Annotated in this window: 9 protein-coding genes; 7 read left to right on the top strand and 2 right to left on the bottom strand. The window is 69.9% G+C overall.

Going from position 1 to position 12,536, the window contains the following annotated elements:
* Positions 1-122: 122 nt before the first annotated feature.
* The gene (locus tag ACFYY6_RS01150) at positions 123-293 is read right to left on the bottom strand and encodes a hypothetical protein (RefSeq protein ID WP_351629891.1); all 171 of its coding nucleotides are present in this window, start codon (positions 291-293) and stop codon (positions 123-125) included.
* 599 nt (positions 294-892) lie between these two features.
* On the opposite strand from ACFYY6_RS01150, the gene ACFYY6_RS01145 reads away from it, so the two are divergent.
* The 6 genes from ACFYY6_RS01145 to ACFYY6_RS01120 all read left to right on the top strand — a co-directional run bounded on the left by ACFYY6_RS01145 (position 893) and on the right by ACFYY6_RS01120 (position 8,190).
* The gene (locus ACFYY6_RS01145; protein ID WP_351522770.1) at positions 893-1,933 is read left to right on the top strand and encodes a BMP family ABC transporter substrate-binding protein; all 1,041 of its coding nucleotides are present in this window, start codon (positions 893-895) and stop codon (positions 1,931-1,933) included.
* Between the two features lie 355 nt (positions 1,934-2,288).
* The gene (locus ACFYY6_RS01140) at positions 2,289-3,869 is read left to right on the top strand and encodes an ABC transporter ATP-binding protein (RefSeq protein WP_386608767.1); all 1,581 of its coding nucleotides are present in this window, start codon (positions 2,289-2,291) and stop codon (positions 3,867-3,869) included.
* Positions 3,866-5,005: an ABC transporter permease gene (locus ACFYY6_RS01135; protein WP_351629886.1), complete on the top strand. Its 1,140-nt coding sequence runs from the start codon at positions 3,866-3,868 to the stop codon at positions 5,003-5,005. Before ACFYY6_RS01140 ends, ACFYY6_RS01135 begins: the two co-directional genes overlap by 4 nt.
* Positions 5,002-6,291, top strand: a complete 1,290-nt coding sequence (locus ACFYY6_RS01130) for an ABC transporter permease (protein ID WP_389191152.1) — start codon at positions 5,002-5,004, stop codon at positions 6,289-6,291. Before ACFYY6_RS01135 ends, ACFYY6_RS01130 begins: the two co-directional genes overlap by 4 nt.
* Positions 6,288-6,689, top strand: coding sequence for a cytidine deaminase (locus ACFYY6_RS01125; RefSeq protein ID WP_073781624.1), 402 nt, complete (start codon positions 6,288-6,290; stop codon positions 6,687-6,689). The genes ACFYY6_RS01130 and ACFYY6_RS01125 overlap by 4 nt, the downstream gene beginning before the upstream one ends.
* 223 nt (positions 6,690-6,912) lie before the next feature.
* Complete coding sequence (locus ACFYY6_RS01120; protein WP_351629880.1) at positions 6,913-8,190, top strand: thymidine phosphorylase; 1,278 nt, start codon at positions 6,913-6,915, stop codon at positions 8,188-8,190.
* A 202-nt stretch (positions 8,191-8,392) separates the two neighbouring features.
* On the opposite strand, the gene ACFYY6_RS01115 is transcribed toward ACFYY6_RS01120, so the two are convergent.
* Entirely contained in the window at positions 8,393-11,665 is a 3,273-nt protein-coding gene (locus ACFYY6_RS01115) for a S8 family serine peptidase (protein WP_351630020.1), read from the bottom strand.
* Between the two features lie 445 nt (positions 11,666-12,110).
* Between ACFYY6_RS01115 and ACFYY6_RS01110 the strand changes: the two genes are divergently transcribed.
* Positions 12,111-12,512 carry an STAS domain-containing protein gene (locus ACFYY6_RS01110; protein WP_386608764.1) on the top strand — a complete coding sequence of 134 codons (402 nt, stop codon included), beginning with the start codon at positions 12,111-12,113 and terminating at the stop codon, positions 12,510-12,512.
* Positions 12,513-12,536 lie beyond the last annotated feature (24 nt).

The following is a 12,536-nucleotide window of genomic DNA, read 5'->3' as shown; positions in this document are numbered from 1 at the left end:
GTGGCCTCAGCCGTTCCCGGCAGGGTCTGCCACCGGGCCGAAGCCAGGGCGCCCTCAGGCCGAGCGGGATTGTGCGGGACACTGCCCTTGCCGGCACAGGCCGGACAGCGCCCTCGGCACCGTCAGATGCGGTAGACGTTCACGCCCACCTTGTACACACCGACATCCGGGCTGTCCGAGCACTTCGCGCTGGACGTGTCTCCGTTGCCCCGGCCCCGGCGGTACACGACCCACTGCTTCCCGCGAGGGTCGATGCAGGTGACCTTCACGCGGAACTTGTCGAAATTCGCCATGCCGCTGCAGTAGGCAGAACCGGACCATGGTGCACTGTTGGACGCCCAGGGGTTGCAGTCGCCGACTCGTGCCTTGGCCGATGCGCTGGCGCCGGCGTGAGTGTTCCCGCAGCGAGAGTGAGAGGGATTCCCGCGATGGCGGAGATCCCCTTTTTCACGGTTCCCCCTCCGTTTTCTTTCCAGAAAAGCCTGGCCGGGCGGTCGGCGCAGTGCCCGGTTTTCGGATGGTGAGATATTTTTCCCATTGCAGTGCGCAACTCTTTGAAAGGTCCGCACCGGCGTGGGTGAAATGGTCGGTAAATTCTTGTCGGCGCACAATCCGGCTTGGCAATGGGATAGAAAAAATGCGCAGGCGAGGTCGCTGAATGGAGGATTCCGCTCCGGATTCACGCGACTCCTCCGCCCTGCGACTTTGAGTGACGGTTGCGATGAGTGGTCGAATGGTTACTCCAAGGCGCCTGGGGGTTGACCCCGTCGTGGTTCGCGACGATCCGATAACGACTGGTGAACGGGTGCTTAAGTGACATCTACGCGCGTTACGATCGCCGCGAAACCAGCGCCGGAAGAGGCGCTTCGGTCAGGTTTGAAGGAGCCTTCCCTTGCGCCGGGTATCCAAGATCACCGCTGCGTGTGCCGTCACCGCGACCCTCGCGCTCACCGCCTCCGCGTGCGGTGAGTCGTCCACCGAGAGCTCCGGCTCCGACAAGGGCAAGATGAAGATCGGCATGGCCTACGACGTCGGCGGCCGTGGCGACAACTCGTTCAACGACTCCGCGGCGCGCGGTCTCGACAAGGCCAAGTCCGAGTTCGGAGCCGAGACGAAGGAGCTCACCGCCAAGAGCGGTGAGACCCCCGCCGACCGTGAGCAGCGCCTCCAGTCGCTGGCCGAGGGCGGCTACAACCCGGTGGTCGCGGTCGGTTTCGCGTACAAGGACGCGGTCGACAAGATCGCCCCCAAGTATCCGAAGGTCAGCTTCGGTCTGGTCGACTCCGTCGCCACCGCCAAGAACGTCGACAGCATCGTCTTCGCCGAGGAGCAGGGCTCCTACCTCGCCGGTGTCGCGGCGGCGCTGAAGTCGAAGGACGGCCAGGTCGGCTTCATCGGCGGCGTGGACCTGCCGCTGATCAAGAAGTTCGCCGCAGGCTTCCAGCAGGGTGTCCTGGAGACCAACCCGAAGGCCAAGGTGCAGATCCAGTACCTGTCCACCGGATCGGACCTGTCCGGCTTCGGCAGCCCCGACAAGGGTGCCGCCGCCGCGAAGGGCATGCTCGACAAGGGGGCCGACGTCATCTTCGCCGCCGCGGGCGGCTCGGGTGCCGGTTCCATCGAGGCCGTCGCGGGCAAGAAGGGTGCCTGGTCCATCGGTGTCGACTCCGACCAGGCCCTTGACCCGTCGCTGGCGAAGTACAAGGACACGATCCTCACCTCCGTCGTCAAGAATGTCGACGGCGGTGTCTACGACCTGGCCAAGTCCGTCAAGGACGGCAAGCCGCTGGCCGGCACGCGGGCGTACTCCCTGGCCGAGGACGGCGTCAGCCTGACCACCACGGGTGACCACCTCAAGGACATCCAGGCCAAGCTCGACGAGGCGAAGAAGAAGATCGTCGACGGCGCCATCACCGTCAAGTCCACCCTCTGATCCGGCCGGTCCGGCCGATTCGGACCAGATCGCGGACGGGGGCCCGGCGAGCCGCTTCGGCTGTTCGCTCGGGCCCCGCGCGTGTACGGATTCCGCTTCTTTCGTGTAGCCATACGCGCACGGGTCGCCACCTGCTGTCAGATGGTCAACGATTTGGTGATGCTACGCGCGTAGCGTGCACGGGGCGCGGTACCTTTTCACGCTCCCTGTCATGTCCGTCCTGCGGGTTTCCTCCCGCCGCGTCCGCCCCCCGTCTCCTCCGAGTCCCGAGTCACCCGTCCCCGTCCCGTCGCCTCCGCCCTCCGCTCCTGTCCAAGGAGAGTGCGCCATCAACGCGTCCAGCAGTCCCCATGCCGTGGAACTCCGCGGTATCACCAAGCGGTTCCCCGGGGTCGTGGCCAACCACGACATCGACATCACCGTGCGCCGCGGCACCGTCCACGCCCTCGTCGGCGAGAACGGCGCCGGCAAGTCCACTCTGATGAAGATCCTGTACGGCATGCAGAAGCCGGACGAGGGCACCATCGCGGTGGACGGCGAGCAGGTCTCGTTCCACAACCCCGGCGACGCCATCGCGCGCGGCATCGGCATGGTGCACCAGCACTTCATGCTCGCCGACTACCTCACCGTCCTCGAGAACGTCGTTCTCGGCTCCGAGAAGCTGTACGGGATCGGCGACCGGGCCCGCGCGAAGATCAAGGAGATCTCCGACACCTACGGGCTCGGCATCCGCCCGGACGTCATGGTCGAGGACCTCGGGGTCGCCGACCGGCAGCGCGTGGAGATCCTCAAGGTCCTCTACCGCGGCGCCCGCACCCTGATCCTGGACGAGCCGACCGCCGTCCTCGTGCCGCAGGAGGTCGACGCGCTGTTCGACAACCTGCGCGAGCTGAAGGCCGAGGGCCTGACCGTCATCTTCATCTCGCACAAGCTGGGCGAGGTGCTGTCGGTCGCCGACGACATCACCGTCATCCGGCGCGGCACGACGGTGGGCACCGCCGACCCGAGGAAGACCACGACCAAGCAGCTCGCCGAGCTGATGGTCGGCAGCGAGCTCCCGTCGCCGGAGACCCGTGAGTCGACCGTCACGGACGTGCCGATGCTGACCGTCGAGGGGCTGCGACTGAGCGCCACCGACCCGGACGGCGTGGTGCGCTCGGTGCTCGACGGCATCGGCTTCACCATCCACAAGGGTGAGGTCCTCGGCATCGCGGGGGTCGAGGGCAACGGCCAGTCCGAACTGGTCGACGCCATCATGGGGATGCGCCCTCTGGACGCCGGGACCGTCACCCTCGACGGCGCCGACATCAGCCGCGCCCCGACCCGCAGGCGCCGCGAGGGCGGCATGGGCGTCATCCCCGAGGACCGCCACCGGCACGGGCTGCTGCTGGAGGCCCCGCTCTGGGAGAACCGCATCCTCGGGCACGTCACCGAGGCCCCCAACAGCAAGGGCGCGTTCCTCGACCTCAAGGGCGCCCGCGCGGACACCGAGCGGATCGTGCGCGAGTACGACGTCCGCACCCCCGGCATCGACGTCACCGCGGCCTCCCTCTCCGGCGGCAACCAGCAGAAGCTGATCGTCGGCCGCGAGATGAGCCATCACCCCAAGCTGCTGATCGCCGCGCACCCCACCCGGGGCGTCGACGTCGGCGCGCAGGCGCAGATCTGGGACCAGATCCGCGAGGCGCGCCGCGACGGACTGGCGGTGCTGCTGATCTCCGCCGACCTGGACGAGCTGATCGGGCTCTCCGACACCCTGCGCGTCATGTACCGGGGCCGGCTGGTCGCGGACGCCGACCCGGCGACCATCACCCCGGAGGAACTCGGCTCGGCGATGACGGGCGCGGCCACCGGACACCTCGAAGCCGCGGACGGCCCGGCCGCCGACGCCGACGGCACCGACACCGACCCCCGGGACGGGGGAGAGGACCGATGAAGAAGATCGACAAGGAGCGGCTGCTCCTGGGGATCGCGGCCCCCGTACTCGCGATCGTGGTCGCCTTCCTGGTGACCGCGCTCGTGCTGGCCGCCACCGGCAAGGAGCCGTTCAGCGCCTTCGGCATCATGTTCGACTATGGCCTGAAGTCGGACAGCCAGGTCTACATCCTGAACAAGGCGACGACGTACTACCTCGCGGGTCTCGCGGTGGCCGTCGGCTTCCGCATGAACCTCTTCAACATCGGTGTCGACGGCCAGTACCGCCTCGCCGCCTTCTTCGCCGCCGCGGTCGGCGGCGCGCTGACCCTGCCCGGCGCCCTCCAGATCCCGCTGATCATTCTCACCGCGATGATCGTCGGCGCGATGTGGGCCGGGATCGCCGGTGTCCTCAAGGTCACCCGGGGCGTCAGCGAGGTCGTCGCCACGATCATGCTGAACGCCATCGCGACGGCGGTCATCGGCTACCTGCTCCAGCAGGGCCGCCTCGGCCACCTCGACGAGGCCGGTACGAAGATCTCCACCAAGCCGCTCCCCGAGTCCGCGCACTTCTTCGAGTTCCCGACCACCCCGACCCCCGTCTGGGGCTTCATCGTGGTCGCGGCCGTCGCCGGCGTCCTGTACTGGTTCACGCTCTCGCGCACCCGGTTCGGATTCGACCTGCGCACCGTCGGCCAGTCCGGCTCGGCCGCCGAGGCCAGTGGCGTGGACGTCAAGAAGATGGTCGTCACCTCGATGGTGATCTCCGGCGCGGTCGCCGGTCTGGTCGGCATGCCGACCCTCCTCAACGACAGTTACGAGTACAGCGGCGACTTCCCGGTGGGCATCGGCTTCACCGGCATCGCCATCGCGCTCCTCGGCCGCAACCACCCGGTCGGCATCGCGCTCGGCGCCCTGCTCTGGGGCTTCCTGGAGCGTGGCACCGGCAAGCTCGAATTCGAGGGCTACGACAAGGAGATCGTCGGCGTGATCCAGGGCGTGATCGTCCTGTGCGTCGTCATCGCCTACGAAGTCGTCCGCCGCTATGGACTCAAGCGCCAGCAGAGCAAGGTCGGCGCGGAACTCGCCGCACAGGCCGCCACCCGCGCCGACGACCAGGCCGCCCGTACCAACGATCAGCAGGAGGTGTCGGCGTGAGCGCCACGGCGACTTCCACCCCGCCCGCCGCGGCCCCCAAGGTCTCCGGCGGCAAGGGCGGCCGCACCCGCTTCTCCCTCCCCGTCGTCCTGCTGATCGTCGCGGGCGCCCTGCTCGCGCTGTCCGCCGTACGCGCCGTCACCGGCGCCCAGGACGTCACCTCCGCCGGGCAGATCAGCGCGGCGCTCGCGATGGCCGTGCCGATCGGCCTTGCCGGACTCGGCGGACTGTGGGCCGAGCGGGCCGGCGTGGTCAACATCGGCCTCGAAGGCATGATGATCCTGGGCACCTTCTTCGGCGCCTGGGCCGGCTGGCAGACCAGCCCCTGGCTCGGCGTCCTGGCCGGTGTCGTCGGCGGGATGCTCGGCGGACTGCTGCACGCGGTCGCGACCGTCACCTTCGGCGTCGACCACATCATCTCCGGTATCGCCATCAACATCCTGGCGCTCGGCTTCACCACCTACTTCGCCAAGCTCTGGTTCAACTCGGGAGAGGCGGCGGCCAAGGGCGGCAGCCCGAAGCAGTCCCCGCCGGCCGACGACATCACCTCGGTGACGATCCCGGGCCTCTCCGACTGGCTGCACTCCGTCGAGAAGCACCACTGGTTCTTCGTCTCCGACCTGGCAGGCGTGCTCGGCGGCCTGGTCACCAAGGTGTCGCTGCTGACGATCCTGGCCGTGGTCCTCTTCGCCCTCACGTTCTTCGTGCTGTGGAAGACCTCGTTCGGGCTGCGGCTGCGCTCCTGCGGCGAGAACCCGGTCGCCGCCGAATCGCTGGGCGTGAACGTCTACACGTACAAGTACATCGCGGTGATCGTCTCCGGCGGCCTGGCCGGACTCGGCGGCGCCTTCCTCTCGCTCGTCACCTCGCACATCTACAACGAGGGACAGACCGGCGGCCGCGGCTACATCGGCCTCGCCGCGATGATCTTCGGCAACTGGCGGCCCGGCGGACTCGCCATGGGCGCCGGGCTGTTCGGTTTCGCCGACGCGCTCCAGCTGCGCAACGGCGGCGAGTCCGTCCACGCGCTGCTCCTGCTGCTCGTGGTCGTCCTCGCGGTGCTCGCCGCCTGGAAGCTCTACCGCAAGAGCTTCGTCCAGGGCGTGGTCAGCGCCGTCGTCGCCGCCGCGGTGCTGGTCTGGTACCTCGCCACGGACAGCGTGCCCACCGAGTTCGTGAGCGCCACCCCGTACATCGTCACGCTGCTCGTCCTCTCGCTCTCCGCGCAGCGGCTGCGGATGCCGAAGGCGGACGGCATGCGCTACCGGAAGGGCCAAGGCAAGTGACCGTCCCCGCCGAGGTCGACTGGGCGGCGCTGCGCAGCGCCGCGCGGTCCGCCATGACGCGTGCGTACGTCCCCTACTCGCACTACCCGGTCGGGGCCGCCGCGCTCGTCGACGACGGTCGGATCGTGTCCGGCTGCAACGTCGAGAACGCCTCGTACGGCATCGGGCTGTGCGCCGAGTGCGGACTGGTCTCGCAGCTCCACGTCACCGGCGGCGGGCGGCTGACGCACTTCACCTGCGTGGACGGGGCGGGCGAGATCCTGGTGCCGTGCGGCAGGTGCAGGCAGTTGCTGTACGAGTTCGGCGGGCCGGAGCTGGTCCTCCAGACGCCGGACGGGCTGCGCACGCTCGACGAGATGCTGCCGCAGGCGTTCGGACCGGGGCATCTGAAGCCGTAACGACCTCGACCACGATCGGCAGTGGGAGAAGGAGCGGCGGTCTGGGGCCTTCGAATCCGAGGCGGAGGTCCCGGACGCCGCGAAGCCACTGACAATCGTGGGCGAGGTCGTAACCGGCGGCACAGGGCCACGGACAGGGCCATCCCCGCCGCCACCCTCTATGCGCGTAGAGTCATACAGGACTCTTGCGCACGTACGTACAGGCCGGAAGGACTCCCAGGACATGGACGCCATCTCCGTCATCCGCACCAAGCGCGACCGGGGCGAGCTGAGCCCCGAACAGATCGACTGGGTCATCGACGCGTACACGCGCGGTGAGGTCGCCGACGAGCAGATGTCCGCGCTGGCCATGGCGATCCTGCTGAACGGCATGAACCGCGCCGAGATCGCCCGCTGGACCGCCGCGATGATCGCCTCCGGCGAGCGCATGAGCTTCGCGTCGCTCTCCCGGCCCACCACCGACAAGCACTCCACGGGCGGCGTCGGCGACAAGATCACGCTGCCGCTCGCCCCGCTGGTCGCCGCGTGCGGCGCCGCCGTGCCGCAGCTCAGCGGCCGGGGCCTCGGCCACACCGGCGGCACGCTCGACAAGCTGGAGTCCATCCCCGGCTGGCGCGCGCACCTCACGAACGAGGAGATGCGACACGTCCTGGACACCACCGGCGCGGTGATCTGCGCCGCCGGTGACGGGCTCGCCCCCGCCGACAAGAAGCTGTACGCACTGCGCGACGTCACCGGCACCGTCGAGGCCATCCCGCTGATCGCCAGCTCGATCATGTCCAAGAAGATCGCCGAGGGCACCGGCGCACTCGTCCTGGACGTCAAGGTGGGCTCCGGCGCGTTCATGAAGACCATCGAGGACGCCCGCGAACTGGCCTCCACCATGGTCGCGCTGGGCACCGACAGCGGCGTGCGGACGGTCGCCCTGCTCACCGACATGGCCACCCCGCTCGGCCTGACCGCGGGCAACGCCCTGGAGGTGCGCGAGTCCGTCGAGGTGCTGGCGGGCGGCGGCCCGAAGGACGTCGTGGACCTCACCCTGGCCCTTGCCCGCGAGATGCTGGACGCGGCCGGACTGGAGGACGCCGACCCGGAGAAGGCCCTCGCCGACGGCTCGGCGATGGACGTCTGGCGCCGGATGATCTCCGCCCAGGGCGGCGACCCGGACGCCGCGCTCCCGGTCGCCCGCGAGCGGCACGTGGTCACGGCCCCGGCCACCGGCGTGCTGACCCGGCTGGACGCGTACGACATCGGCGTGGCCGCCTGGCGGCTCGGCGCCGGACGGGCCCGCAAGGAGGACGTGGTGCAGGCGGGCGCGGGCGTCGAACTGCACGCCAAGCCCGGCGACCCGGTCACGGCCGGTCAGCCGCTGCTGACCCTGCACACCGACACGCCCGAGAAGTTCGAGTACGCCCTGAAGGCCCTGCCCGGCGCGTACGACATCGCCCCCGAGGGCACCGACTTCACCCCGACGCCGGTCGTGCGCGAGCGCATCGCCTAACGACCTGGGGACCGATAGGGAGCGGGCTCGCGCCGCCCTGATCCACTCCCTATCGCTCCCCAGGTCGTAACGCGGACCGCGCAGGCGCGCGCGTGCCGCCCCGGACCACCGGACGGGACCCCACTCCCGTCCGGGGAACGGCAACGGCCCGTCCGGACGGATTCCTCCGCCCGGACGGGCCGTTCCCGTGTACCGGTCGGTCCTACTTGCCGAAGTAGGCGTTGTAGATCGCCACCGAGGACTTGTTGCCCTTCTTGTCGGTGACATCGGCCTTGTAGGAGATGGACTTCCCCTTGGCCGGGTTCTTCACCGAGAGCTTGCCCGACTTGACCGCGGTCTTCTTCCAGGTCTTGCCGCCGTCGTAACTGACGTACACCGTCAGTGACTTGAGGTTCTTACCGGCAGCCGTGCCCTGGACCGTCACCGGCACGGACGCGGTCTTGCCCGCGGTGACCTTGCCGTCCAGCGTCACATTGGGCGTGAAGCGGACCGTGGAGACCGGCAGCGCGGTCGGGGCGCCGGCCTTCTTCGACCGGAAGGTCCAACTGGCGTCGACACGGCTGGAGACGGCCGACACCTTGGGGGAGACCCGCACGGAGGTGGTCAGCCGATAGTCGGCCGCGCCGGACGGCACGGCGATGGGCTCGCCCTCCAGCGGGTTCTCGTTCTGGACGAGCTTCTTGCCGTTGCGGTACAGCACGGTCTTGACCGAACTGTAGGGCTGCGCCCCGAGGTTGCCGCTTCCGTCGGCCGTCAGCAGCACCTGCCCGCCGATTTCGTCGCCGTCGCGGAAGAGCCCCAGGCCGGTGCCGAGCGCGGGGCCGAACACCGCGGTGTTGGCCTTCTTGGTGTACGTGCCGCCCGCCTTGAAGGTCCGCGGGTCGCCGAGCGTGTAGCCGGACTCGATGTTCGGGTAGCCGTCCGGGTCCACCCCGCCTTCCTGCAGGAAGTCGAAGGACCACTTCACCTTGTCGGCGGTGGACACGTACGCGGTGACGATGCCGGGGATCTTGTGCGTGGACAAGTCCCCCCAGGAGCCGGACGAACCGGGGAGCAGGCCCCATGCCCCGACCGCACCGGTCTTGCCCTTGACGGACGAGCCGAGAGCGAGGTTCACCTTGGCCATCTGACCGGCGGTGAACTTCCGCTTGTACCCGGTCGCGGCCTGGGTCACCGGCCCGCCGACCGCGATGTCGTACCGGGTCGCGGCCCCCTTGGTCCACGTACCGATCCACTGCTGGGAGAGCGAGCCGTCCGTCACCTTCGGGCCCAGGTGCGCGGTGCGCAGACCCTTGTACGACTTCAGGTACCAGCCGTAGCCGTAGCCGGTCCCCTTGGTGTCGAACTGGATCTCCGGCGCGGCCAGCAGGTCCTTCGTGCCCGTGACGGGCAGGGTGATCTCCACCGGCTTCGTCGTGCGTGCGTCGAGGGTCACGCTGGTGTTCTTGTTGATGTCCAGCTTCGGCTGGGTCAGCCAGTCGGTGCCCTTGGTGCTGTCCTCCGGGTCGGTGTGCACGGCCGTGTTGAGCACGTAACCGCCCTTGGGCACGCGCAGCTTCACCGTGCCGTTGTCACCCGTCGGGTGGAGCCAGGTGCCGAGCGCCGGGCCGGAGAGTCCGGCCAGGTCGTTCTCGTAGAACGTGGCGGGCTTGCCGTCGCGTCCGATGACCTTGAGGGTGAGGTCGTACGACTCGATCTCGCGCTCGACCGCCGCGGCGGTGCGGACGGTCTGGCCGCCGCCGGTCCCGACGACGTACGCCGAGTAGCCGCCGTCGGCGTTGCCGCCGAGCCGGGTGTTCACGGTCAGCGGCACGTCGACGGTGCCGCCCGCGGGCACGGTCACCTTGTCGGAGCCGAGGGTGAAGAAGCCGGCCGGGGCGGGTGCGCCCTTCGGCCCGGTGGCGGTGACCGCGAGGTCGAGGGTGACGTCCGTCGTCCCCAGGTTGCGGTACGTGATCTGCTTGGTGACCGGGGCGTCGTCGGTGTGCGGCCACTGCTGCACGCCGAAGTTCAGCGACACCGGGTCGGCGACGACGGTCTGGGCGATCGCCCGGTCGACGGCGATCCGGCCCGAACCCTGCTGGAACGGGGTGTACGCGCCCGGCTTGGTCGAGGCCGTGAGGGCCCCCTTGAGCTCGGTGTACTTCCAGTCCGGGTGCTGCTGCTTGAGGAGCGCCGCGGCGCCCGCGACGTGCGGGGTCGCCATCGACGTACCGGAGATCGTCAGGTAGCCGGGCGGGTTCTGGCCCTCTTCCCGGTCGATGACGGAACCGGGGGCGGCGGCCGCCGTGATGTCCACGCCGGGGGCGGTGACGTCGGGCTTGATCGCACCGTCACCGACGCGCGGGCCGCGGCTGGAGAAGTCGGCCAGCTGGTCCTTGTCGTCCACCGCGCCGACGGTCAGCGCGGCGTCCGCGCTGCCCGGGGAGCCGACCGTACCGGGGTCGTCGCCCTCGTTGCCCGCCGCGATGGCGAACAGCACGCCCTTCTCGGCCGACAGCTTGTTGACCGCGGCTTCGAGCGGGTCGACCTCGGGGCTGTCCTGGCCGCCGAGGCTCAGGTTGACGACATCCGCGCCCTGCGCGACCGCCCACTCCATGCCCGCCAGGATGCCGGAGTCGTCGCCGAAGCCGCTGTCGTCGAGTACCTTGCCCGCGAGCAGCTTGGCGTCCGGGGCCACGCCCTTGAACTTCCCGCCGGACTTGGTGCCCGTACCGGCGGCGATCGATGCCACGTGGGTGCCGTGGCCGTACCGGTCCTTGGTGTCGGACGAGGTGGAGAAGTTCTTCGCCTCCAGGACCTGGCCCTTGAGGTCCGGGTGGGTGTCGTCCACGCCGGTGTCCAGGACGGCGATCTTGACGCCCTTGCCGGTGTAGCCCGCCTTCCAGGCGGCGGGGGTGCCGATCTGCGGGACGCTCTTGTCGAGGCTCGCCCTGCGTACGCCGTCCAGCCAGACCCGGTCGATCCCCGCGGCCGTGGTGCGCTGGACACCGCGCGACGACTTGTTGGTGAGCGCCTGCCAGATCTCCTGGGCGTCGTCCACCGGCGTGGTCACCGACTCGGCGTTCAGCGAGTTCAGGGTCCGGCCGACCCGGGTGGCGCCCGCGTCGTGGACCTCGGCCTTCGCGGCCGACGCCCGCGCACCCCGGTAGGAGACGATCAGCTTCAGGCCGGACTTCTGGGCCCTGCGGATCTCCGCGCGGTTCAGCTCGGTGATGTCGAACAGCCGGCGGTCCAGCTTCCCGGAGTTGATCAGCCGGTGGGCGTCGGCGGGGACGAGCAGGGTGTGCCCGTCGCGCATCTGCCGCTGCACGGGTATGTGTTCACGCCCCTTCGCGGGCAGGAACCGCAGCACCCGGCCCTTGGCGTCCACCGTGACGCGGTCGCCGGTGATGAGCGTCAGCTCGTGCGTCGCCCCGGCGGCGGTGCCCGCCGACCGGGCGGGCGTCGGCTGGGCCGCGGCCGGGGTGGTCATACCCGCCGCGAGGGCCACGGCGGCGGCCGCGGCGATGGTCGAGACACACGCGCTTCTCACGTGTTTGCGCAACTCTCCCCCTGGAGAATCAGGCGGCCCACGAGGGCCACTGGTCAGTCGGTCCGACGGCACGGCCGTGGCAGCCGAGCGACCGAGCAGCTGAAGGCTGAACAGCCGGGCGGCGAAAGGCCGAACCGTCGACCGCTGGTACAGACCGGTCGTGTAGCTAGAGGGGGAATTGATCGCACAGGTTTACAGGTGGCGCACAGATAAACGTAGTTGACGCAAGTTGTTCGCTGACGGAGCGCTTGCGGGCACCGAACGGGACCCGGAGGACGGGGTGCGGCCCGCCACGGGGCGGTGACGACGCCGCACTGCGCCGAGCGGACGGAAATCGGAAGCGATGAGTTTCGGCCGCGGGACCGGTCTGCCTGACGTGGAATCGATGACCCCGAACGTGCTCGTCGTCACCGGTCGCGTCACGCGGGCCGCGGTACCGGGACTCTGCGCCGAGCTGGAGTCCCTGCTGTACGACGCCGAGGGCGCCGTACGCGTCCCGGGCGACCGGGTGGACTGCGACGTGGGCGGCGTCGCGTGCGTGGACCTGGCCCTGGTCGAGGCCGTGGCACGCCTGGGACTGGTCGCCCGGCGCGCGGGCGGCAAGCGCCTGCGCCTGCGCAACGCACCCCCCGAACTGCTCGCCCTGCTCGACCTGTTGGGGCTGTCCGGTGCGCTGGACGTGACCCACGGGGCGGAACGTGGGGACCGCGGCCCGGGGCCCGCGGCGGGCGGGCCGACCCCCGAAGGCCGCGGCTCCGGACCGGGGCCCCGGGAGCCGGGGCCGTGACGTACGGGGGCGAGGGCCGGACCC

This window comes from Streptomyces sp. NPDC001750 (assembly GCF_042892615.1).
GTDB lineage: Bacteria > Actinomycetota > Actinomycetes > Streptomycetales > Streptomycetaceae > Streptomyces.
The sequence above is the reverse complement of the archived record's forward strand: the minus strand, read 5'-3'. Positions and strand labels throughout refer to the sequence as shown.